Source organism: Bradyrhizobium sp. WSM3983 (assembly GCF_000473045.1).
Lineage (GTDB): Bacteria > Pseudomonadota > Alphaproteobacteria > Rhizobiales > Xanthobacteraceae > Bradyrhizobium.
The window spans coordinates 26,619-48,858 of the sequence record NZ_AXAY01000029.1 but is presented as its reverse complement, the minus strand read 5'-3'; the positions used below and the strand labels follow the sequence as shown (position 1 = coordinate 48,858).

The following is a 22,240-nucleotide window of genomic DNA, read 5'->3' as shown; positions in this document are numbered from 1 at the left end:
GGCGCGCGCCGGTCGCCACGCGAATTCGGCTATTGAGTTACGAGTTACGGTGACAGTGCACGGTTACGGTGACAGTGGACAAAGTTGGCCTTGGCCAGCGTTTTGGCAGCACCCGCTCCGCAGCGATCGAGAGTTTAGTGCACTGTCACCGTAATCTCGATGACATCGTCGCGTTTCTCAAAACCCTGAGCGACGCAGATGGTACCGGTCGATGAGCTTGGCGGTTGCGGCGTTGTACGGCGACAGTGCACCAAATCGGCTTTGACCAGACATCGCTTGTTGTGTGATGCGGCGAAGCCGGTCATCCAGCTTTCACAGTCGCAAGCTAGTTGTCTGCTGCCTGAGGCGCTCGCTCCGATAGCATGAGCTAATATTTTCGAGGGGCAAATGAAGAATATTGGTATTCCTATTCTGGTTGCACTGATAGCGCTCACAATGCCCGCGCTTACCGTGCCTGCCGCAATGGCGTCAGTCGTGACCTTCGACATTCGGGGGCAGGCCACATATACTGCCGATAACTCCACTCAGTCTTTTTCGGGCACCATCGGTGTCGATACCGCTACTGGTTCAGTCACTGCGTTTGACGTTCAGATACCATTCTTTTCGGACTTCACTACCGCAGGGATTCCATTCGGACCTATCATATTCGACGAGATATTCTTTTTTCCGGATTATCTCGTTGGTTCGGGCCACCGCTACGACTTTCCCGGCGGTATAGTTGCATTTGAAATGATCGAGCTCCTGTTCAGGATAACAACTCCCGGATCACTAGTCGGATTCAGCGGCGGTACCATTGATGGCGGAGACGTCTACACAAACAACGGCAACAGCTATACTAATTTCAGCGGCACAATTTCCGCCGTCCCCGAAGCCTCAACATGGGCGATGATTATGCTCGGCTTCTGCGGCCTCGGCTTAATGGCATATCAGAATCGAAATAGAGCTGAGCTCCCTGCCTGACTTCACCAATGGAATTTGAGAGACCCACGCGAGGCGGGAGTTACGGTGACAGTGCACAAAATTGGCCTTCCAACGCTGTGGATGGCCCGCGCCCTGCAGGTCTGGGAGTTTAGTGCACTGTCACCGTAATCCCGTAATCCTGCTGAGTACGTTGCATGTCTGGGTTTGGCTCACAGCTGCAATTGCGCAGCGCCTGGCTCGGGTCTGCTCAGCGAGGCATAGCGAACCACATTAGCTTAGGTCGAGTTCTTCGCATTTTGACCCTAAGCGGAGTTACGGTGACAGTGTCACCGTAATCCTGACGATTGCCGAAAGGGTTATTCAACACGCTGGCCCGCGCGCCAGCCCATCTCCCAGAAGTCTGCCTCAAGTCGGGTGGCTTCCTTGAAGATTGTAATCAGCTCTGCCTCGCGGGCCGGCGTGGCGTAGAGATTGGCGAGATGCTCCATGTGCGCCCGCGCTTTTGCCGCGACCTCTTGGTACTGCACGCCGGCGTACTCGGCGATCCAAACGCGATAGGAGTTCGTCGCAGCGTCCGCTTCGAGTCGCGAGGCGAGCCGCGTTGCGATCTCGGCGTACCCGATCACGCAGGGGGCAAGCGCCACGTTGAGCGCTAGCAGATCGCCGCGCATTCCTGCGTCAAGCACGTAGCGTGTATAGGCCAGCATCTCGACCGCCGGAGGGGCTTGTTCCAGGTCGCTCGGGGATAGACCCCAATCGGCACAGAGCTTCACATGTAGGTTCATCTCGACATCAAGGATGGCCGAAAGGCCGGCCGCTGCTTCGCGCATGTCGGCAAGTTTGGGCGACTTGTAGACCGAGAGCGCGTAGGCGCGAGCAAACTCGATGAGGAACAGGTAGTCCTGAACGAGGTAGTGGCGAAACGCCGCTTCGGGGAGGGAGCCGTCTGCCAATCCGTTTGTGAAGGGATGCTCGGTGTAGGCCCGCCACTCAGCGGATGCTTCTGTCTTTAGACGCTCGAAGAAGCTCACGATCTTTTTCGCCTGGCTTGCTTTTCCATGAACGTCTTTGGCTCGCTACCGATAGCGCATTGCGAACCGGGTAGACGCTGACCTTGACAGGCCGCCGCGATCAGCGGGTACAGGGAGGTGACCCCCGTCATTACGAATGACTGCTTTTAGAACCAGACCGCGTTTCCGTCGTCGTGGTAGCTATCTGGTAGCTAGTGGTCGTTGGCTTCCAGCGAAGATTGGAATAAGTTATTGATTTCGCTGGTACAGTTGGGTGGGCTCGAACCACCGACCTCCTGTTCCACAGACAGGCGCTCTAACCAACTGAGCTACAACTGCATCCTTGCGAGCCGCCTTGGGCGCCTTAAACAGGCCGGTCACCGAGGGGGCTGGACGGGGCGGAAACTAGGTGCAACGGCCGTTTTTGGCAAGGCCGCAAACAGACGAAAAACCGGGGTAAGTCGCCCTCAGCGCGATGAAATCGGGCCGGTTGGCGATCATAAGGGTGTTGCGCTGCTTCTCCGGCCCGCGGGGAAACTCCCCGTGGGGAGAGAGCCCTCACCCGGCGCGCGGGACGTTGCCTCGCATCGCCCGGAGCGCCGACCTCTCCCGCAAGCGGGAGAGGTGAAGAAAACCCGGGCCGCGGGGCCCGGGTTTCTTGATCAATTCAGACCCGATCCGTTCAGGCGGCGGGCGGCGCGAACTTCGCGGCGCTGGCCTTGATCGGCTCGGCGGTCTCGGCGGCGATGCGCTGGGCGATCTCGGCGAGCTCCTTGGCCTGGGCCTGGAAGGTCTCGAGCTGGGTGCGGGTGTGGTTGGTCCACAGCTGGAACGCATCGGTCGGCGACTTCAGCCCGAACAGCTGCTGGGTGAAGTCGAGATGGGCCGTGATGTTGGCCTTGGCGAACTCCATCAGCTTGGCGGTGTACTCGCTCGCGCCCTTGGAGGCGCAGGCGAACACGGCCTCGACGGTGCCGTTGTGGGTCTCGGCGGCGTCCTTGAACTTGGCGTAGTTCTCGCGGGCCTGCGACACGCCCTTTTCGGCGAACGCACGCATCTGCTCGGGGACCTCGAACGGAATGATCGAGGCAGAAAACGGATCAGTCGCACCTGTCATGGTTGTCCCTCACGATAAAAGTAAAATGGAGTGGGCCTTCTGGCGCGCCCGCCGACCCGATCGGGGCCATTTCTTGTTACGACTTGGCGGGTACGAAAGACTGGAAACGCAAAACAAACGAGATGGCTCGTCCAGCGCCCACTACTATTCCTGCCTAACATGTCAACATTGTGCAGCGCACCGCGATCCGGGGATGCGCCGCGAAATTTAATCTCGGTGAGGGTGAGGTTCCCGGGATGGGGAACCAGGGGGTGTGCCACGAAAGGCGGTCTGCGCCCTCTCCCGCCTGCGGGAGAGGGTTGGGGAGAGGGTGCCTCCACTCGCGAGAGCCCCCAAGAGGAGAGAGCCCGCGCCTTGGCGCGACCTCTCCCGCAAGCGGGAGAGGTTAGACCGAGCCCGCGGCCCGATCAGTTCAAGCCAAGGGACGGCGGGAGCTAGTGCTTCGGCTTGGTCGCACGCCCGGCCCTCTTGCGAATCCTGCGGATGCAATGACGCGGCGGCTTGCGGGTTCAGCCGGATTAAGGTTATCGCGGCATTAGGGCTCCCCGCCTAGGCTGGAGCCGTGGACCTGCCCGCGCCCGCGGGCGATAGTAACCCTTTCTTAAGGCTGTCATTCCCGGCAGCTTTGGCGTGAAGCGTGACAGCGAGATACAAGCCGGTCGGATGACGAATTCGGATTTCCAGTTGCGAGGCGTCGGTGATCCGCGGTTGTCCGTGCATGCGACCTCTCCGCTGCCCGCCTGGCTCTGGTCGCTCGACGGCACCCGCGTGCTGTGGGCCAATGCGGTCGGCGCAAAATTCTTCGGCGCGGCCAATGCGGCTATCCTCGCGCAAAAGACATTCGGACCCGCCGACAGCCATCGCCGCCAGGTCACCCGGCTCGCCCGCCAGCTGTCGGCCAGCGGTGCGGTCAGGCTCGAGCGGCTGCGCGGCTTTGGCGCCGCGCTCGGCACGCTGATGACCTGCGCCTGCGCGCGGCTCTCCTTTGCCGATGGCCGCGAAGCCGTGCTCGTCACCGCGATGGATGCAGGCAGCCGCACCATGCCGCTGGTCGAGCGGCTGCTTCGGCTGGTCGACGGCGCGACGGTGCCAATGGCGGCCTTCGCGCCCGACGGCCTGTTCATCGGCGCGAGCGAGGCGGCCCGGCCCCTGCGCGGCTTTCGCAATCTCGGCGAGGCCGGCCTCGAGCAGGCGCGCACCGATGCGCTGGCGACAGGCCGCGTCGAGTTGCCCATCGGCATCGGCAACATGGTGCTGCAACGGGTCGGCACGGGTGCCGATGTCGGACTGGTCGCGCTGATCGAGCCTGTGGTTGCGCAAGCTGCGCCTGCGGCTGAGAGCACGCCGGTTGCTGCGCCAGTTGCGGAGCCTGAAATGGCGCCGGCCCCTGCCCCGCCAGCGCCGGTCGAGCCCATGCCGCAGGCCGTCGAGACGCGGCCCGCGAACGAATCGGCGGGAATCGACCTGTTCGACGCCTTTGCCGAGCTGGAAACAGCGGTTGAAAACCCGCCCGTAGCCATCGTGCCGCCGCAACCCGCGCCGATCACAAGCCACATGGTCGAGTCGCCCGCCCAAGCGGAGACACCGCGCCAGCACCCGCTGCGTTTCCTGTGGCAGATGGATGCGGAGGGACGCTTTGTGCTGGCGTCCGGCGAATTCATTCGCCTGATCGGCGCGCACACCGCGGCCGGCTTCGGGCGGCCCTGGCGCGAGATCGCCGACGAATTTGCGCTCGATCCGGACGGGCGCGTCGCGCAGGCACTCGCCAGCCACGATACTTGGGCAGGCATCACCGTGAACTGGCCGGCCGATGGCGGCGAGCATCTGCCGGTCGAGCTTGCAGGCCTGCCGGTCTACGACCGCGCGCGCAATTTTGCGGGCTTCAAGGGTTTTGGCGTTTGCCGCGATCTCGACGGGCTCAACAGGCTCGATGCGTTGCGCCGCTACGAGCTGTTCGCCGAGCCGCGCGCGCAGCGCCGCCTTTCGGCGGATGCGGTCGAGCCTGATCCGGAGCCGGAGGCCAAGTCCGAGGCAGAGGCTCCGCCTCCGCCGGTCGAGCCGCCCGCGCCTGAGCCTGAACCAACAATTGAGCCTGTAGCCGAACTGCCCGAACCAACAACCGAAGCGAATTCACACCCAACCGATCCGGAAACGCCAGTGGAAACGCCTCCGAATGTCGTGCCGTTCCGCGCCCCCGGTGATCTTAGATCACTTAGTGATCAGAGATCACTTAGTGATCAGAGATCACTTAGTGATCAGAGATCACTTGGTGATCAGAGATCACCGACGCTGACGCCGGTCGAGAACAGCGCGTTCAACGAGCTCGCGCGGCAATTGTCCGAGCGGCTCGAACGCGAGCGCGAACAGATCGCATCCGCTGCGGCCGAGCCGCCGGCGGACGAGATCGCGCAGGAAGTGCCGACGCCCGAGGCGCCGCCGGCCGCAGCCGAATGGCTGACCGAACCCGCGCCGCCCGCGCACGGCCACAGCACGCGCGACCGCGCGCTGCTCGATCTGGTGCCAACGGGCATGCTGATCTACCGGCTCGATCGCCTGCTCTACGCCAATCCCTCCTTCCTCACCCGGATGGGCTATGCGAGCCTTACCGCGCTGGAAGATGCCGGCGGGCTGGATGCGCTCTATGTCGAGCCGGGCGTCTCCGCCGCCAGCAGCACGTCGCAGGCCGGCACGCCGGTGACGATCAGCGCAGCGATGGCGAACGGCGAGCAGCCGCTCGCGACCACGGAAGCGCATCTGCACACGATCGACTGGGACGGCACCAGCGCCCATGCGCTGATCTGCGCGCTGCCGCAGGCTGCGCCTGTTGTCGCGGCGCCTTTGATGGCGGAGCCGATGGTGGTGATCCCCGACCTGCCGGAGCCCGAGGCCGAGCAGGAGGCCGGCGATGCCGACGCGGAAGATCTCGCCGCGATCCTCGACACCACGGCCGAGGGCATCGTGATGTTCGATGCCGAAGGCAACATCCACGCCTGCAACCGCAGCGCCGAAGCGCTGTTCGGCTATGACGGCGAGGCGCTGATGCAGCAGAATTTGCTGACGCTGTTCGCGCCCGAGAGCCAGCAGATCGTCATCGACTATCTCGAAAGCCTCAAGAGCCAGGACATTGCGAGCCTGCTCGACCATGGCCGCGAGGTGCTCGGACGCGAGAAGAAGGGCGGCGTGCTTCCGCTCGCCATGATCATGGGCCGCACGCGGCCCGATGGCCCGAACTTCTTCGCGGTGTTCCGCGATCTCTCGCACAGCAAGAAGGGCGAGAGCGAGCTGACGCAGGCGCGGCGTCTGGTCGACGGCGCGGCGAACGCCAAGGCCGACATGCTGGCGCGGATCAGCCACGAGATCCGCACGCCGCTCAACGCCATCATCGGCTTTGCCGAGGTGATGATCTCCGAGCGTTTCGGCACGCTCGGCAACGAGCGCTACGGCGAATACATGAAGGACATCCGCGCCTCCGGCGAGCGCGTGATCACCATCATCGATGATCTGCTGGAGCTGTCGCGGATCGAGACCGGCAAGCTCGATCTCAATTTCGCGAACCTCAACCTCAACGATCTGGTCGAGGCCTGTGTCACCGTGATGCAGCCGCAGGCCAACCGCGAGCGCATCATCATCCGCACCTCGCTCGCGCATGCGTTGCCGCAGGTCACGGCGGACGCGCGCGCGCTGCGCCAGGTCACCATGAATTTGATCTCGAACTCGATCAGGCTTGCCAGCGCCGGCGGCCAGGTCATCGTGTCGACCGCACTGTCCGATCGCGGCGAGATCGCGCTGCGCATCCGCGACACCGGCCATGGCCTGAGCGAAAAGGAAGTCGCCGCCGCCATGGAGCCGTTCCGCACCCCGCCGCCGGGCGATGCCTCGGACAGTTCCGCACTCAGCCTGTCGCTGACCAAGGCGCTGGTCGAAGCCAACCGCGCCCAGTTCAACATCAAGAGTGCGGCGAATTCCGGCACGCTGATCGAGGTGGTGTTCACGCCGGTGGTGGCGCGGGCTTAAAGCGCTCTCGGCAGACTTTGTTCGGCGGACCGGACGCCTCGCGGGTCGGACCCCTGGTTCGAGGCGACGTAGTCGATCTCGCCGCGCGTGGTGCCGATATCCAAGAGCTCCCTGTCACTGAGATTGCACAGGTCGGCTCGCAGCCTCTCACGGCTGCGCCATTGCTGAACCGCACGCCAATATCGCCGGAGGAAGCTGGAAACGTGCCGCGCCCTTGTCGCGGTCCGTCCTAGTCCTGTTGCACCATAGGTTATGCTCATCACAGCATCTTCCCCGGGTGTTGATTCTCATCGGATCTGCCAGGCCATGCGAGACAATTCTCGACATTCGGCCGACCTTTGAATGGTACTGCTGCCGCGGCGCTGCCCTGTGTGAACGGGTTCACATTCCCCGCGCGACTTTTTGCACTACATGGGTTTACCGGCGCTAATGTCGCGCGTTGGATCTTCCGCCGACTTAGCTGCGCGCTGTGGGTTCTCCAAACCAACGCGCCGCGGCCTCAGCAGCCTCCGTGTCATTCGGTGCGCCGTCACTAGCCCAGGCGACAAAGCCGTCGGGGCGCACCAGCACAGCACTCAGGCCGAGCCGATCCCTTGGCTCACGCGCGACATACGCGACCCGATCACCCCAGCGGCCTGCAAACGCCAGAAGCGGCGCACGCGCGTCGAAGTCCAGCAGGATGCCTTGCGCCTGCCTTAAGCGTTCTCCGACCATCGTGCCGTCAGGCCATTCGAAATCGGGAACGCTGCGTCCGATCAGCGGATGGCGGCCGCCAAGGTCGTAGCGCAGCGAAACGCCGCGCACGCGCTCGGCGAAATAGGTCGCACCATCACGGGTCTCGATGAGATCGCGCATGATGGCCTGGAGCGCGCGCGTGCCCGGCGTCGGCCGCATGATCGCGACCTGCGCGCGCGACCAGTCGAGGATGTGCGCGCCGACGGGATGGCGCTCGTGCGAATAGGTATCGAGCAGTTTTGCCGGTGCGTGGCCGCCGATTGTCGCGGCCAGTTTCCAGCCGAGATTCATCGCATCGCCGAGACCGAGATTGAGGCCCTGCCCGCCCAGCGGCGAATGGGTGTGCGCGGCGTCGCCCGCGAGCAGCACGCGCCCCTTGCGGTAGGTCGTGGCCTGACGGGCACGATCGGTCCAGGTGGCGGCGAGGCGAAGTTCGCTGATGGTGACGTCGGTGCAGGAGACGCGGCGCAAGACGCCCTGCACATGCTCGATCGTGATCGGCGCGGTGCGATGGAACGCGCCAGCATCGAAATCGACCAGCGCGATCGTTCCGGGCAGCGCATAGGTGTACATGCCGGTGGCCGTATAGTTGCGGCCTGGGTTTAGTTTCTCCGGATCGGCCAGCTCGGCCTCGATGGAGTAGCCGGTGAATTCGGGATCGGTGCCGACGAAGTCGAAGCCGCACAGCTTGCGCACCGTGCTGCGGCCGCCGTCGCAACCGACAAGCCAGCGTCCGCGAAAAGTTTCGCCGGCCGCCTGCACGGTCACATCGTCTTCTGAAACGGCAATCGCGTTGACACCAAAACCACGCCGGATCTCGACGCCGAGGCTGCTTGCGCGCCCGGCCAGCACGGTTTCGAGCGTTTCCATATCGACCGCGACGCTGGCATCAGCCGGCGTCGGCAGACGCCAGGACCATTTCGCGGCATCGAAATCGTCCTGATAGAACTGGATGCCGGCGAAATGACCTGCGGGCCGTCGCGTCTGCTGCATCCAGTGCGCAGCACTCTTGATCGCGCCTGACTTCGTGGACTGTGCGGCGATGATTTCGTCAAGCAGACCACGCCGGTGAAAGGCCTCGGTTGTGGGAATCGAAAGGCCACGCAGGCCGAATGGCAGTTGCTTCAAGGCCGAATGCGGATCTTGCGCTTGCTCCAGCACCAGCACCGAGACACCGGCGAGCCGCAGCTCGCACGCGAGAAACAGGCCGACGGGGCCGGCACCGGCGATGACGACGTCGTAAAGATTCGTTGATTGAGTTTGCATGAGACGCTCCTGTGGTCGATGTTCGACCGGAGCGTTCCCAGGGCTGCGAGAATCACACGGACGAACGATTGAGCGCCTGCTTGGCGCCCGATGTTCGTCGCGGGGATCTCGTGCACAAGGCCAAAGACCAGAGCTTTCGTTACCGAAAGGATTTGGGCTTACCAGACCAAATCTGCCTTTTCCGACGGGGCCTATATAGTTTCGCGGCGCTGGATGCGCAACGAAAAAGGCACGGCTCTTGGGGCGCCGTGCCTTTCACATGTCAGGCGTTCAGATCAGCTGTAGATCTCGAACAGGCCGGCGCCGCCCTGGCCGCCACCGATGCACATGGTGACGACGCCCCACTTGGCCTTGCGGCGGGCGCCTTCCTGCAGCAAATGGCCGGTGAGACGGGCGCCGGTCATGCCGAAGGGATGGCCAATCGCGATCGAGCCGCCGTTGACGTTGTATTTCTCGGGATCGATGCCGAGCTTGTCGCGCGAGTAGAGGCACTGGCTGGCGAAGGCCTCGTTGAGCTCCCAGAGATCGATGTCGTCGATCTTCAGGCCGTGACGCTTCAACAATTTTGGCACGGCGAAGATCGGGCCGATGCCCATCTCGTCCGGCTCGCAGCCTGCGGCTGCCCAGGCGACGAAGCGGCCGAGCGGCTTGAGGCCGCGCTTCTCAGCATCCTTGGCTTCCATCAGCACCACGGCGGCGGCGCCGTCGGAGAGCTGGCTGGCATTGCCGGCGGTGACGAACTTGCCGGGCCCCTTCACCGGCTCGAGTTTTGCCAATCCTTCCAGCGTGGTTTCAGGGCGATTGCACTCGTCGCGATCGACAACGTAGTCGACAATGCTCTCGGCCTTGGTCGCCTTGTCGACCACTTTCATCTTGGTCTTCATCGGGACGATCTCGTCCTTGAACTTGCCCGCCTGCTGCGCCGCGGCCATGCGGCGCTGCGACTCCAGCGAATACTCGTCCTGGTATTCGCGGCTGAGCTTGTAGCGCTCCGCGACGATGTCGGCGGTGTCGATCATCGCCATGAAGATGTCCGGTGCTGTCTTGAGCAGCTCCGGATCAATCGACTCCTTCGGCGTGCCGCCGCCCGGCATCGAGATGCTCTCGACGCCGCCGGCGACGATGCAGTCGGCACCGTCGGAGCGGATCGAGTTGGCGGCCATCGCGATGGTCTGGAGGCCCGAGGAGCAGAAGCGGTTCACCGAGACGCCGCCGGTCGACGTCGGCATGCCTGCGAGCAGCGCGGCCTGACGGCCGATGTTCGGCGCGCCATGGGCGCAATTGCCGAGATAGCAGTCCTCGACATAATCCTTGTCGACGCCGGCGCGATCGACTGCGTGGTGAATGGCGTGCGCCGCGAGCGACATTGGCGGCGTGATGTTGAACCCGCCGCGGCCGGATTTTGCCAGGCCCGTGCGCGCGTAGGAAACGATGACGGCTTCACGCATTGTTTTCTCCCTTACCGAACGTTTTGAACGGAGCGTCCTCTGAACGAATTGTCCTGACGCCATTGGTACACAAGTCCGGGCCGTCGGGAAAATAAAAACGCCGCCCTCGCGAGAAGGCGGCGTTGTTCCGCGCGTCGGAATATGTCGGAGACAGGCGCGATAAAATCCGACTCTATCGACTTTCTGCGTCACCTCGCCCCAGCGGGGAGAGGTGAAGGATCAGAACGTCAGCGCCTTGACCTGCTTGACCTGCGGCAGCGCCTGCACCTTGGCGAGCACGTCCGCCGGCACCGCGCCGTCGACCTCGACGAGCGCGATGGCGTCGCCGCCCTGCTCGACGCGGCCGAGATGGAAGGTCGCGATGTTGACCTTGGCGTCGCCCAAAAGGCCAGCGAAATGGCCGATGAAGCCCGGCTTGTCCTCGTTGGTGACGTAGATCATCGACTTGCCGAACTCGGCGTCGACGCGGATGCCCTTGATGTCGACGAGGCGCGGCTTGCCATCGTGATAGACGGTGCCGGAGACCGAGCGCTCCTGGCGTTCGGTCGCAACCGTCACGGTGATCAGGCTTTCATAGTCGCTCTGCGCGGCGCGCACGATCTCGTCCACCACCATGCCGCGCTCCTTGGCGACGACCGGCGCGGACACCACGTTGACCTCGCCCAGCATCGGCCGCAGCAGGCCCGACAGCACGGCCGACGTGATCGCCTTGATCTTCATCTCGGCGACGTGGCCCTCATAGGTGATCTCGACCTTGAGGATGCCGGTCTCGGTGAGCTGGCCAGCAAACGAGCCGAGCTTCTCGGCAAGCGCGATGAACGGCTTCAGCTTCGGCGCTTCTTCCGCGGTGATCGAGGGGAAGTTCACCGCGTTCGAGATCGCGCCGGTGAGCAGATAGTCCGACATCTGCTCGGCGACCTGCAGCGCGACGTTTTCCTGCGCTTCCGTGGTGGAGGCGCCGAGATGCGGGGTGCAGATCACGTTGGGATGGCCGAACAGCACGTTGGTATTCGCCGGCTCCTCGACGAAGACGTCGAAGGCGGCGCCGGCAATGTGCTTGGAATTGAGCGCATCGACCACCGCCTGCTCGTCGACGAGGCCGCCGCGGGCGCAGTTGATCAGGCGCACGCCCTTCTTCATCTTGGCAATCGCCGATGCGTCGATGATGTTCCTGGTCTTCTCGGTCAGCGGCGTATGCAGCGTGATGAAGTCGGCGCGCTTGAGGAGATCATCGAGGTCGACCTTTTCGACGCCGATGTCCTTGGCGCGCTCCGGCGACAGGAACGGATCGAACGCAACCACCTTCATGCGCAGGCCGAGCGCGCGATCGGCGACGATCGAGCCGATATTGCCGCAGCCGACCACCCCTAACACCTTGCCGGTGATCTCGACGCCCATGAAGCGGTTCTTCTCCCACTTGCCGGCCTGGGTCGAGGCGTCGGCCTGCGGGATCTCGCGGGCCAGCGCCAGCATCAAGGTGATGGCGTGCTCGGCGGTCGTGATCGAATTGCCGAACGGCGTGTTCATCACGATGATGCCCTTGGCGGTCGCGGCCGGAATCTCGACATTGTCGACGCCGATGCCGGCGCGGCCGATCACCTTGAGGTTGGTGGCCTTCTCCAGGATCTTGGCGGTCGCTTTCGTCGCGGAGCGGATCGCGAGGCCGTCGTAATTGCCGATGATCTCGGCAAGCTTGTCCTTGTCCTTGCCGAGATTGGGCTGGAAGTCGACCTCGACGCCGCGGTCTTTGAAGATCTGCACGGCAGCGGGCGAGAGCGCGTCGGAAATGAGAACTTTGGGTTTGGTCATGGGAATGTGTCTTCCTTCACACCCTCCCCTGGAGGGGGAGGGTCGGCGCGAAGCGCCGGGGTGGGGTGAAGCCGCAACAAAGAAAATTGCCGGTGCGCGGTGTGGAGAGATCACCCCCACCCCGACGCACCTGACGGTGCGTCGACCCTCCCCCTCCAGGGGAGGGTCAAAGACTTAGGCTGCCTTGGCGAGCTGCGCCCTGGTCTCGGCAAAAGCCCAGTCGATCCACTGCGTCAGCAGCTCGACGTCCTTGGCCTCGACGGTGGCGCCGCACCAGATGCGCAGGCCCGCCGGCGCATCGCGGTAGTACGCGAAGTCGTAGCCGGCGCCTTCCTTCTCGACCAGCGCGACCAGCTTCTTGGAGAACTCAGCTTGCGCGTCCTCCGAGAGCGAGGTGATCGCGGGATCGGTGAACTTCAGGCACACCGAGGTGTTGGAGCGGATCGAAGCGTCCTTGGCCAGGAAGTCGATCCAGGGCGTCTTTGCCTTCCAGTCGGCCAGCACCTTGGTGTTGGCGTCGGCGCGACCGATCAGCGCCTTGAGGCCGCCGATTGACCTCGCCCAGGTCAGCGCGTCGAGATAATCCTCGACGCAGAGCATCGACGGCGTGTTGATGGTCTCGCCGACGAAGATGCCTTCGTTGATCTTGCCGCCCTTGGTCATGCGGAAGATCTTCGGCAGCGGCCACGCCGGCTTGTAGGTCTCGAGCCGTTCCACCGCGCGGGGCGACAGGATCAGCATGCCATGCGCAGCCTCGCCGCCGAGCGCCTTCTGCCAGGAGAAGGTGACGACGTCGAGCTTGGCCCAGTCGAGAGCTTGCGCGAAGGCGGCCGACGTCGCGTCGCAAATGGTCAGGCCTTCGCGGGTTGCGCTGATCCAGTCGGCGTTCGGCACGCGCACACCGGAGGTGGTGCCGTTCCAGGTAAAGACGACGTCGCTCTTGGGGTCGACCTTGGAGAGATCGGGAATCTCACCGTAAGCCGCGTTCAGCTTGGTGACGTCCTTGAGCTTCAATTCCTTGACGATGTCGCTGACCCAGCCCTCGCCGAACGATTCCCAGGCGAGCGTGGTGACGGGCTTTGCCCCGAGCAGCGACCACAGCGCCATCTCGACCGCGCCGGTATCCGACGCCGGCACGATGCCGATGCGATAATCGGCCGGCACTTCAAGCACTTCGCGCGTCAGATCGATCGCGAGCTTGAGCTTGGTCTTGCCGACCTTCGCGCGATGCGAACGGCCGAGCGCTGCGTCCTTGAGATTTTGGGCGTTCCAGCCGGGGCGCTTGGCGCAGGGGCCGGAGGAGAAATGCGGCACGGTCGGCCGCGAAGCGGGCTTCGCTACAGTCATCATCTACCCTTCCAGATAGTAAGCCTCCCGTTGGGGGGAGGTGTCCCGCCGCGGCTGATACGGGAAACGGGAAGACCAGTCAAGGAAGTTCAGGGGCCTCACGCGCGAGTGATGGCGCCTCCGGCGCAATGTCCGGCGCTTCGACCACGGCGAGTGCATTCAGCAAGTCCGTGGCCTCGCTGATCAATTGCGCGGCGCGGCGGCGGCTGCCGACTTTCAAAATGCATTTGTCGTTGGCCTGCACAACGTAGTCGTTGCCGACCTTGATCATGGAATAGCTGTTCATCGAAATCCCCGAACCGACCGAGCCCGGTTTCAGACGCAGCGGTAGCACCGTTCGTTCCTCGATCAACGTGAACGACGAACGGGTAGTTTATCAGCTGTTAAGATGAATGAACGCGCGATCCGATTATGTAGCTTGCGCAACGCTCGCCACGACCTGCATCAAAAACGCACAGTCATGCCCGCGTGGCTCAGCGCAAATCCGAGACGCTTGTAGAAGCGCTGCGCGTCGGCTCGGCTCGAATGCGTCAGCAATTCGACCAGATTGCAGCCGCGCGCTTTGGCTTCCGTGATCGCCCATTGCACCAATTGCTCGCCGATGCCGCGGCTGCGGCAATCGGTGGCAACACGGACATCCTCGAGCAGACCGCGGATGCCGCCCTGCGAGCTGATGCCGGCGAGCACCGCGAGTTGCAGACAGCCGACCACCCTGCCCTCGCTTTCGGCAACCACGAGCGTGAGGTTCTGGTCGCGCTCGATCCGTTCGAACGCATGGTAATAGACGGCAGGCAGCGGATATTCGACGCGCTCGCGGGCGCGGCCGAGATGATCGTCGGCGAGCATCGCCACCATCGCGGGAACGTCCTCGCGGCGCGCGGGACGGATGGAGACGGACTTATCGTTCATAGGGGAAACTCCAGGACTCAGCGCCAGCGACTCGGCGCGCGGGACTCAGCGTGCCGGCGATAGACCGAGATAAGCCTCGGCCTCAGTGATCCAGCGAGAGATGGCGGCATAACGGCCGAGATCAAAATCGCCTTCATGCGCGAGGCGGGTATAGGCGAGCAGCGAGACGTCAGCGAGCGAAACCTCATCGCCCGCGAAAAAGCGGCTCGTGGCCAGATGCGCCTCCATGCGGTCGAGCGCCGCATAGCCGCGCTTGACCTTCTCTGGGTCGAGCTCTGAGGCATCCTTGCCGAGATAGACCAGCTGAAAGCGGCACACCGCGATGTAGGGCTCGTGGCTGTACTGCTCCCAGAACAGCCATTCGTCCATCTTGGCGGCAGCAAAGGCGTCGCCCGGAACGAGCGCGCTGTCGCGGGCGAGATAGCGAATGATCGCGTTGGACTGCGCCAGCGTGCGGCCGTCGTCGAAGGCTATGGTCGGGACCTGGCCGGCACCGTTCATCTTCAGGAACTGCGGCGTGCGCGTCTCGCCCTTGCGGGTGTCGATGTCGATCCACTGGTAAGGCAATGCGAGCTTGTCGCAGACCCACTTCACCTTCAGACAATTGCCGGAATTGCTGTCGCCGTAGATCTGCATCGCCTCGCCCTGTGTTGGGGCGACAGAGCATCAGGACGGCGCGATGCTGTCAACCGACGGCGTCGCAGAACCATCAGAACTTATAGCCCAACCCAATCCTGGCGGTATTGATGCTGGTATCGATCACCGACGAGAAGCGGACATACTCCCATTCTGCGCGCATGAACAGACAGGACGCGAGCATCACGTCAACACCGATACCTCCCGAATAGCCGTAGATGAGATGGCTGTTCAGCGAGTCCGTCGCGCTCACGTCGAAAGGGACATTGGTGAAGCCGGGCGCGGCACTGGGATTGACCTGCGTACCATAAATGTGTGCGGTGCGGGTGATGTTCGCCTGGCCCAGCGCGACACCTCCGAACACATAGGGAAGAAACGCGTTCCAGGCATATCCGGCGCGGGCGCGAAGCGTTCCCATATCCGAGATCGCCATCGTTGCCGTGCCCTCGTAGGTCACGCCGTCGGTGTAGCCGGAGCTGAGAGTGAAGAAGCGCGACATGCTGTCGGTTTGCGAGCCGCCGAACTTGCCATGGATATAGCTCAGCTCGAGGCCGTACACGACATCCTCCCATTGGGCATTGTAGCCGGCAAAGCCGCCAAAGCCGCTACCGTGAACGGATACCTTGCCCATGATGGGCCAAGAGGAGATCCCTTGCTGCTGCTCCATCTCGAGGCCCGACATGAGATGTGCCGCGACGGTCTTCGTCGAACCCTTGAAGTTCATGTCCGACGTGCCGTAGCCGCCCTGGCCTCCAATATAGAAGCCCTCCCAGTTGACGTTGGACTTGCTCAGACCGTCGGTGAAGCCGCCGCGCAGGATCGGCAGATCCGGCATGTCGGCCGCGTGCGCGGCAGACACCGTCCCTAACAACACCGCCGCCAACCAAAGCCTACGCATTGCAACGCTCCATCGAACTCGAACTTTCATTCGTGATCATGGCTCGTTAACCTTAACCAATGGTTGCGCCGGAGGCTTTCGTCGCCGTCGGACCATGAAAAATGCGCAAAGCAAAACGGCGCGGGATCATCCCGCGCCGTTAAGAGACTTTAACCGATGAGGCCGGTGATCAGCCCTTGGTGACGAGCGGCGGCGGCATGTAGGCCGGCGGGCTGCTGAGATCCCAGCGCACGCCGAGCTTCAGGTCGTGCGAGGTGATGTCGTTCAGCTTAAAGGTGTTACCCCGATTCAAACCGGTAAAGTCCGAAATGACTCCGGTCGTTCCGCTTCCAAGATCGACGTAGCTGTAGGCCAACTCAAGAGTCAGGCTTGGGTTGACCTTATAAGCGAGACCGGCGTGCGCAGCCCAAGCAAAATTCCACTTCGAGCCGTTCAAAGTAGTCGCGCTGCTCGCTACCGGTGGCCCTCCGACAAAGTGATTCCCAAGCGCGTCGACCTGGAGATTGTTGAAGCCGACGTCGGTGAAGCCAGAGATCGCTACCCGGGATGCGCCAACGCCAGCACCAATGAACGGCGTAACGCACCACCAGGTGCCAAGGTCAACATAGGCATTGGCGAGGAACAGAAGTTCGGACTTGCTCGCGTTATAGTTGTCCACGCCATTGTAGTTGAGGCCGAATGCTGAAGCCGTAAAGACGTCAGATCCCTTTAGATTGGACTTGCCCCGATATTGCGCAGTGATGTCCGTCCGGAACCAGTTGTTGACGCGATAGCCGACGCCAACGCCGAAGACGCCTGCAGTGTCGAAATTGGACTGCTGCGTGAGAGAGCCAATCTGGGAATATGCCGCCTCGTCCGACTTCCGGATGTTCTTCACGCTCTGATTGCTGAAGCCGATGTCGCCGCGGAGATACCAGCCGCCGAAGTCGGCGGGCGGGGCGGGCGGGGCGTACATGGGAGGCGGAGCCGCGATCGGCATATCGGCGGCGAACGCCATCGACGAGATCAGTGACGCCGCACCCGCGGCAAGGAGAGACTTAACGCTACGCATTGGCTTCGTCCTTATGGCCGGTGAGACAAAATGCAGATGCCTCACGTTCTGGAAACTCACAGGCGGACGATGGCACCAAATGCTTAAGCGCCACTTAACCCTAATTTTTAAGGTTGATTTTTTCTCACTGTACACGCGGATGCGGCGCAAGCGTTGCAAAAATGCGGCAGCTGCACACCGCAATTGCTAACGATGTGTGAAGCCGCAATGCAGCGAAAGAAGATTTGTTAACGCGCGTGCTGCGGCAGCTTGGGCAAGAACACCGCAAGCAGCCGCCGATGCGCCAGAGGATGACGATCGCGAGGAACGCGATCGAGGAGAACCAGGCGATGCTGCCCCGCCCGAACGGCACGACGATCAACGCGGCGAGCACACAACCCCTCATCCGGCGCTCCGCGCCACCTTCTCCCACAAGAAGGGGAGAAGGAAGAGCTCAAGCCGCGGCCTGTCCCAACGCCGACACGATGGTGTCGACGATGTCCTCGACCAGGACGCGGTCCTCGCCCTCGCCCATGACGCGGATCACGGGCTCGGTGCCGGAGGAGCGGATCAGGAGGCGACCGTGGCCGTTGAGCCGCATCTCGCCGTCGGAGATCGCCGACTTCACCTCGGAATCGTCGAGCGGCTTGCCGCCCTTGTAGCGGACGTTCTTGAGGATCTGCGGCAGCGGGTCGAAGCGGTGGCAGACTTCGGACACCGGCCGGCGCAGCTTCTGCACCACGGCCAACACCTGCAAAGCGGCCACAAAACCGTCGCCGGTGGTGGCGTAGTCGGACAGGATGATATGGCCGGACTGCTCGCCGCCGAGATTGTAGCCGCCGTTCAACATCTGCTCGAGCACATAGCGATCTCCGACCGGCGTGCGCACGAGATCGAGCCCCTGCCCTTTCAGGAAGCGCTCGAGGCCGAGATTGGACATCACGGTCGCAACGATGCCCGGACGCGACAGCCGTCCGTCATCCTTCCAGCTCTGTGCGATCACCGCCAGCAGCTGGTCACCGTCGACGACATGGCCCCGCTCGTCGACCAGGATGACGCGGTCCGCGTCGCCGTCCAGCGCAATGCCGATATCGGCGCGCATCTCGCGCACCTTCCTCGACAACGCTTCCGGCGAGGTCGAGCCGCAATCCTTGTTGATGTTGAAGCCGTCGGGCTCGACACCGATCGGCACGACGTCGGCGCCCAATTCCCACAGCGCTTCCGGCACCACCTTGTAGGCGGCGCCATTGGCGCAATCGATCACGACGCGGAGGCCGTCGAGCGAGAGATCGCGCGGCAGCGTGCGCTTGGCGAATTCGATGTAGCGGTCATGTACGCCGTCGATACGACGGGCGCGGCCCAGGCTCGCACTTTGTGCGAGCCTCTTCTCGATGGGCTCATCGAGCAGTTGCTCGATCTGCTTCTCGACGTCGTCGGAAAGCTTGAAGCCCTGCGGGCCGAACAGCTTGATGCCGTTGTCCTCGAACAGATTGTGCGAGGCCGAGATCATCACGCCGAGATCGGCGCGCATCGACTTGGTGAGCATCGCCACCGCCGGCGTCGGCATCGGGCCGACCAGCAGCACGTCCATGCCGACCGAGGTGAAGCCAGCAACCATCGCGTATTCGATCATGTAGCCGGACAGGCGGGTGTCCTTGCCGATCACGACCCGGTGGCGGTGGTCACCGCGCTGAAACGCAAGACCTGCGGCCTGGCCGACCTTGAGCGCGAGCTCCGGCGTGATCAGTCCGTTGGCGCGGCCCCTGATCCCGTCCGTCCCGAAATATTTGCGGCTCATATCGTCCCCCACGCAACAACCAGGGATTCCCCGATCAACCTCCGGGTGCCCGAACGGGACCCGCATCCCTGATTTGCTACGATCTTATAATGCCTGCGCCGCCAAATTGGCTTCAAAAAATATGATAAATCATTACGGAACCGGGGCCGCCAGCGTTCTAGTAACCTGCTGTTAACACTATATTTCCGGTTTGAGGGCCCGAACAGAGCGGAACCGCGCTCAAGGCTTTCGCTTCACATGACTGTCCCCGCGGCTTGGCGCCGGCTGGATGACGTTGACGGGATCGGAGCCCGGAAAGGTCTCTTCCAACCCCTCCTCCAGCGCGTCGTCGAGGTCCTGCTTCTCCTTGATTTCTTCCGGCGAAGGTCGTGTGTGCGGCTTGGTCATGGCACCCCTCTCGCAAACGATTTGGCTGTGCATCCAACCATGGTAGATGACCCCTCAATCTTCCGATGCAAGACTTTTGATAAGACGGGCCGGGGAACGTTCATGAAGCACATCACCTGTATCGACGATCTTCGGGCGCTGCATAAGCGCCGCGTGCCGAAAGCGTTCTTCGACTACTGCGACCGCGGCTCCTATGCCGAGGAAACGCTGCGCGCCAACCGCGAGGACATGCAGGCGATCAAGTTCCGCCAGCGCATCCTGGTCGACGTCTCCAAGCGCGACACTTCGACCACGATCCTCGGGGAGCAATCGACCATGCCGCTGATGCTGGCGCCTGTCGGCCTGCTCGGCATGCAGCATGGCGATGGCGAGATTCACGCCTGCCGCGCGGCGCAGGCCGCCGGCATCCCGTTCACGCAGTCGACCATGTCGATCTGCTCGATCGAGGATATCGCCGCCGCCGTCGAGAAGCCGTTCTGGTTCCAGCTTTACGTCATGAAGGACCGCGGCTTCATCAAGGAGCTGATCCAGCGCGCGATCGCGGCGAAGTGCAGCGCGCTCGTGCTCACGGTCGATCTCCAGGTGATCGGCCAGCGCCATGCCGACATCAAGAACGGCATGACCATCCCGCCGGAATGGTCGCTGTCGAAATTCATCGATTTCGCGACCAAGCCGGCCTGGGTTTCCGGCGTGCTGCAGGGCAAGCGCCGCACCTTCGGCAACATCGCCGGCCACGTGAAGAACACCGAGGACCTCAACCGCCTCGCCGAATGGACCGCCTCGCAGTTCGACACCTCCTTGAACTGGAAGGACGTCGAATGGGTCCGGAGCATCTGGCCGGGCAAGCTCGTCATCAAGGGCATTCTGGACGTCGAGGACGCCGAGGAAGCGGCCAAGACCGGTGCGCAGGCCCTGGTCGTGTCCAACCATGGCGGTCGTCAGCTCGACGGCGCACCGTCCTCGATCGAGGTGCTGCCCGAGATCGCGGACGCCGTCGGTGAGAAGATCGAGATCATGTTCGACAGCGGCATCCGTTCCGGCCAGGACGTGATGCGCGCACTCGCGCTCGGCGCCAAGTCCTGCATGATCGGCCGCGCTTATGCCTATGGGCTCGGTGCCGGCGGCCAGGCCGGCGTCGCCAAGGCGATCGACATCATCCAGAAAGAGCTGCTCACGACCATGGGCTTGTGCGGCGTCAACAGGATCGACGAGATCGACGATCATATTATTGCGGTGGCGCCGTAACGATACAGGTGCCGTAGGGTGGGATAGCTCAGCGGCTGCGCGAAGCGCAGTCCGTCGTGCGTAACCCACCAACTTCAGTTGGCATTTGCGGAAGCATGGTGGGTTACGGCTACGCCTAACCCACCTACAAGTTCGGCACCCAGTCGATCACATCGGCGGGGTCAGGCCATCGCGGCCGACACTGACGCGATTGGTCTGGAACGAGCCGTCAGGCAATTGCTTCATGAACGCAATGACCTTGGCGCCGGCCTTCAGCTCGGACTTGTCTGCGGGCACGAAGGTCACGACCGGTGTCATATCGGAAACGAACACCTTCTTCTCGCCGTCCTTGTATTTCACGAGCAGCGTATGGCCGTCATTGCCGACCACGCTTTCCGACACCGTCGCATTGGTCATGCTGGAGTTGGGCTTCAGATCATAGGGCCGCGAGCCTTCGCCGGTGCCGCGCATGCTCTCTGGAAACACATGCACCTCGACGGCGTTCTCGCCGCCATCCGGCCCCGGCACGGTGGTGGCGCCGACGAACGAGCCGACCTTGATGTCGGTGAGCGAAATCTTGGTGACGCCGGCTATGCGGACGTCGGACGCGATGTGAAGCTTGACGTCCTCGCCGCTCCGCGACTTGACCTGCATCGTGTCACCATCGACGCTCTCGATTGTGCCGCGGACGCGGGTCGGCACTGGCGCCTTCTGTGCGACGGCCGCGAGGGTGGAAGCAGCCACCATCGCGATGGCGATGAGCGGGCGCGTGAAATTTGCACGTTGGATCGTCATGACAGTCTCCGATTGTCCCCACGGATAGTGAACGCCGGAGACCGCGCACTATTCTCTCAAGTCTTTGTGAGGTCGGCCTCGACCAGCGCGCGCAGCTCTGTGGTCACCTCAGGCCTCTGGCCAAACCACAGCTCGAAGCCGCGCACCGCCTGGTGCAGGAGCATGCCGAGCCCGTCGGCGGTCTCCAGCCCGCGGGCCCTGGCAGCTGCCAGCAGCGGCGTTACGAGCGGGACATAGACGAGGTCGGCGACGACGGCCCCTGGCGGCAGGCGCGCCACATCGATCGCGAGCGCAGCCTGGCCGTGCATGCCGAGCGAGGTCGTGTTCACGAGAAGTTTTGCCCGCGGCAGGACCTCGTTGATCCCGTCCCAGGCCAGCGGATGCACGTTCGGCCCGAATTGCGCGGCCAGCGCCTCGGCCCGCGCCAGCGTGCGGTTGGCAAGATGAACGCGCGTGAAGCCGCGTTCGAGCAGGCCGAACACGACCGCGCGCGAGGAGCCGCCGGCCCCCAGCACCAGCGCCTCTTCGGCCTTGTGCCAGCGGGGCGCGCTGGCGTCGAGATTGCCGAGAAAGCCCTCGACATCGGTATTGGTCGAGCGCAGCTCGCCGTCGGCGAACCACAGCGTGTTGGCGGCACCCACGGCCTTGGCACGCGCATCGGGCGTCGACAGCGCCAGCACACCCTCCTTGTGCGGAATGGTGACGTTGGCTCCGACAAAACCACGCAGCGACAGCCGCAGCACGAAATCGCGCAAATCCTCGGGCGGAACGGCCTCGATGACATAGCCGCCGGCGATGCCGAGCGTGCGCAGCCAATAATGATGGATCAGCGGCGAGCGCGAATGCGCAGCCGGCCATCCGATCAAACAGGCTGCTGGAGCCTTGGTCACCGTCAT

At 63.2% G+C, this 22,240-nt stretch carries 20 protein-coding genes and 1 tRNA gene; 3 read left to right on the top strand and 18 right to left on the bottom strand.

From position 1 onward, the window contains the following. Positions 1-387 precede the first annotated feature (387 nt). Positions 388-960, top strand: a complete 573-nt coding sequence (locus YUA_RS0131565; RefSeq protein ID WP_027534289.1) for a PEP-CTERM domain protein — start codon at positions 388-390, stop codon at positions 958-960. A 317-nt stretch (positions 961-1,277) separates the two neighbouring features. On the opposite strand, the gene tenA is transcribed toward YUA_RS0131565, so the two are convergent. From tenA to YUA_RS0131550, 3 genes are all read right to left on the bottom strand, one after another. Beyond that, positions 1,278-1,952 (bottom strand): thiaminase II, encoded by a 675-nt coding sequence (gene tenA, locus YUA_RS0131560; protein WP_027534288.1) that lies wholly within the window; start codon positions 1,950-1,952, stop codon positions 1,278-1,280. Positions 1,953-2,193: 241 nt separating this feature from the next. Next, positions 2,194-2,270: transfer RNA gene (locus tag YUA_RS0131555), tRNA-His, on the bottom strand. 343 nt (positions 2,271-2,613) lie between these two features. Further along, positions 2,614-3,048, bottom strand: a complete 435-nt coding sequence (locus tag YUA_RS0131550) for a phasin (protein WP_027534287.1) — start codon at positions 3,046-3,048, stop codon at positions 2,614-2,616. A gap of 663 nt (positions 3,049-3,711) precedes the next feature. Here YUA_RS0131550 and YUA_RS0131545 point away from each other — a divergent pair. Continuing rightward, positions 3,712-7,062 (top strand): PAS domain S-box protein, encoded by a 3,351-nt coding sequence (locus tag YUA_RS0131545; RefSeq protein ID WP_027534286.1) that lies wholly within the window; start codon positions 3,712-3,714, stop codon positions 7,060-7,062. Here YUA_RS0131545 and YUA_RS48945 read toward each other — a convergent pair. From YUA_RS48945 to YUA_RS51275, 13 genes are all read right to left on the bottom strand, one after another. Then, entirely contained in the window at positions 7,059-7,322 is a 264-nt protein-coding gene (locus YUA_RS48945; RefSeq protein WP_084292994.1) for a DUF1127 domain-containing protein, read from the bottom strand. The two genes, YUA_RS0131545 and YUA_RS48945, sit on opposite strands and share 4 nt — an antisense overlap. Positions 7,323-7,518: 196 nt before the next feature. After that, positions 7,519-9,063, bottom strand: coding sequence for an FAD-dependent monooxygenase (locus YUA_RS0131540; protein WP_027534285.1), 1,545 nt, complete (start codon positions 9,061-9,063; stop codon positions 7,519-7,521). Positions 9,064-9,338: 275 nt separating this feature from the next. After that, positions 9,339-10,511 carry an acetyl-CoA C-acyltransferase gene (locus YUA_RS0131535; protein WP_027534284.1) on the bottom strand — a complete coding sequence of 391 codons (1,173 nt, stop codon included), beginning with the start codon at positions 10,509-10,511 and terminating at the stop codon, positions 9,339-9,341. A gap of 219 nt (positions 10,512-10,730) precedes the next feature. Further along, a complete protein-coding gene (serA, locus tag YUA_RS0131530; protein WP_027534283.1) occupies positions 10,731-12,320 on the bottom strand; it encodes a phosphoglycerate dehydrogenase in 1,590 nt (529 codons plus the stop codon). 174 nt (positions 12,321-12,494) lie between these two features. Beyond that, the gene (locus tag YUA_RS0131525; protein ID WP_027534282.1) at positions 12,495-13,667 is read right to left on the bottom strand and encodes a phosphoserine transaminase; all 1,173 of its coding nucleotides are present in this window, start codon (positions 13,665-13,667) and stop codon (positions 12,495-12,497) included. Positions 13,668-13,746: 79 nt separating this feature from the next. After that, the gene (locus YUA_RS0131520; protein ID WP_245285309.1) at positions 13,747-13,938 is read right to left on the bottom strand and encodes a hypothetical protein; all 192 of its coding nucleotides are present in this window, start codon (positions 13,936-13,938) and stop codon (positions 13,747-13,749) included. Between the two features lie 173 nt (positions 13,939-14,111). Next, entirely contained in the window at positions 14,112-14,576 is a 465-nt protein-coding gene (locus YUA_RS0131515; protein ID WP_027534280.1) for a GNAT family N-acetyltransferase, read from the bottom strand. Between the two features lie 45 nt (positions 14,577-14,621). Continuing rightward, positions 14,622-15,212 carry a glutathione S-transferase family protein gene (locus YUA_RS0131510; protein ID WP_027534279.1) on the bottom strand — a complete coding sequence of 197 codons (591 nt, stop codon included), beginning with the start codon at positions 15,210-15,212 and terminating at the stop codon, positions 14,622-14,624. A gap of 73 nt (positions 15,213-15,285) precedes the next feature. Beyond that, a complete protein-coding gene (locus tag YUA_RS0131505) occupies positions 15,286-16,110 on the bottom strand; it encodes an outer membrane protein (protein ID WP_027534278.1) in 825 nt (274 codons plus the stop codon). Between the two features lie 169 nt (positions 16,111-16,279). Beyond that, positions 16,280-17,161: an outer membrane protein gene (locus tag YUA_RS0131500; RefSeq protein WP_027534277.1), complete on the bottom strand. Its 882-nt coding sequence runs from the start codon at positions 17,159-17,161 to the stop codon at positions 16,280-16,282. Between the two features lie 124 nt (positions 17,162-17,285). After that, on the bottom strand, positions 17,286-17,534 hold the full coding sequence (locus YUA_RS48940; RefSeq protein ID WP_198029539.1) for a hypothetical protein: 249 nt from the start codon (positions 17,532-17,534) through the stop codon (positions 17,286-17,288). 60 nt (positions 17,535-17,594) lie between these two features. Further along, a complete protein-coding gene (gene glmM / locus YUA_RS0131495; RefSeq protein WP_027534276.1) occupies positions 17,595-18,938 on the bottom strand; it encodes a phosphoglucosamine mutase in 1,344 nt (447 codons plus the stop codon). A gap of 219 nt (positions 18,939-19,157) precedes the next feature. Then, entirely contained in the window at positions 19,158-19,325 is a 168-nt protein-coding gene (locus YUA_RS51275) for a hypothetical protein (RefSeq protein ID WP_198029536.1), read from the bottom strand. Between the two features lie 102 nt (positions 19,326-19,427). Between YUA_RS51275 and YUA_RS0131485 the strand changes: the two genes are divergently transcribed. Beyond that, on the top strand, positions 19,428-20,570 hold the full coding sequence (locus tag YUA_RS0131485; protein ID WP_027534275.1) for an alpha-hydroxy acid oxidase: 1,143 nt from the start codon (positions 19,428-19,430) through the stop codon (positions 20,568-20,570). A 147-nt stretch (positions 20,571-20,717) separates the two neighbouring features. On the opposite strand, the gene YUA_RS0131480 is transcribed toward YUA_RS0131485, so the two are convergent. Together YUA_RS0131480 and YUA_RS0131475 are read right to left on the bottom strand one after the other, a co-directional pair. Next, positions 20,718-21,344, bottom strand: a complete 627-nt coding sequence (locus YUA_RS0131480; protein WP_027534274.1) for a hypothetical protein — start codon at positions 21,342-21,344, stop codon at positions 20,718-20,720. A gap of 56 nt (positions 21,345-21,400) precedes the next feature. Then, positions 21,401-22,240, bottom strand: a complete 840-nt coding sequence (locus YUA_RS0131475; protein WP_027534273.1) for a shikimate dehydrogenase — start codon at positions 22,238-22,240, stop codon at positions 21,401-21,403.

Excerpts from the sequence above, each read along its gene's own strand:
- YUA_RS0131505 (WP_027534278.1), bottom strand. The coding sequence starts at position 16,110 with ATGCGTAGGCTTTGGTTGGCGGCGGTGTTGTTAGGGACGGTGTCTGCC.
- YUA_RS0131475 (WP_027534273.1), bottom strand. The coding sequence starts at position 22,240 with ATGACGGTGACCAAGGCTCCAGCAGCCTGTTTGATCGGATGGCCGGCT.
- YUA_RS0131550 (WP_027534287.1), bottom strand. The coding sequence starts at position 3,048 with ATGACAGGTGCGACTGATCCGTTTTCTGCCTCGATCATTCCGTTCGAG.
- YUA_RS0131540 (WP_027534285.1), bottom strand. The coding sequence starts at position 9,063 with ATGCAAACTCAATCAACGAATCTTTACGACGTCGTCATCGCCGGTGCC.
- YUA_RS48945 (WP_084292994.1), bottom strand. The coding sequence starts at position 7,322 with ATGAGCATAACCTATGGTGCAACAGGACTAGGACGGACCGCGACAAGG.
- glmM (WP_027534276.1), bottom strand. The coding sequence starts at position 18,938 with ATGAGCCGCAAATATTTCGGGACGGACGGGATCAGGGGCCGCGCCAAC.
- YUA_RS0131535 (WP_027534284.1), bottom strand. The coding sequence starts at position 10,511 with ATGCGTGAAGCCGTCATCGTTTCCTACGCGCGCACGGGCCTGGCAAAA.
- YUA_RS0131515 (WP_027534280.1), bottom strand. The coding sequence starts at position 14,576 with ATGAACGATAAGTCCGTCTCCATCCGTCCCGCGCGCCGCGAGGACGTT.
- serA (WP_027534283.1), bottom strand. The coding sequence starts at position 12,320 with ATGACCAAACCCAAAGTTCTCATTTCCGACGCGCTCTCGCCCGCTGCC.
- YUA_RS51275 (WP_198029536.1), bottom strand. The coding sequence starts at position 19,325 with ATGACCAAGCCGCACACACGACCTTCGCCGGAAGAAATCAAGGAGAAG.
- YUA_RS0131500 (WP_027534277.1), bottom strand. The coding sequence starts at position 17,161 with ATGCGTAGCGTTAAGTCTCTCCTTGCCGCGGGTGCGGCGTCACTGATC.
- YUA_RS0131525 (WP_027534282.1), bottom strand. The coding sequence starts at position 13,667 with ATGACTGTAGCGAAGCCCGCTTCGCGGCCGACCGTGCCGCATTTCTCC.
- YUA_RS0131545 (WP_027534286.1), top strand. The coding sequence starts at position 3,712 with ATGACGAATTCGGATTTCCAGTTGCGAGGCGTCGGTGATCCGCGGTTG.
- YUA_RS0131510 (WP_027534279.1), bottom strand. The coding sequence starts at position 15,212 with ATGCAGATCTACGGCGACAGCAATTCCGGCAATTGTCTGAAGGTGAAG.
- YUA_RS0131565 (WP_027534289.1), top strand. The coding sequence starts at position 388 with ATGAAGAATATTGGTATTCCTATTCTGGTTGCACTGATAGCGCTCACA.
- YUA_RS0131520 (WP_245285309.1), bottom strand. The coding sequence starts at position 13,938 with ATGATCAAGGTCGGCAACGACTACGTTGTGCAGGCCAACGACAAATGC.
- YUA_RS0131485 (WP_027534275.1), top strand. The coding sequence starts at position 19,428 with ATGAAGCACATCACCTGTATCGACGATCTTCGGGCGCTGCATAAGCGC.
- YUA_RS0131480 (WP_027534274.1), bottom strand. The coding sequence starts at position 21,344 with ATGACGATCCAACGTGCAAATTTCACGCGCCCGCTCATCGCCATCGCG.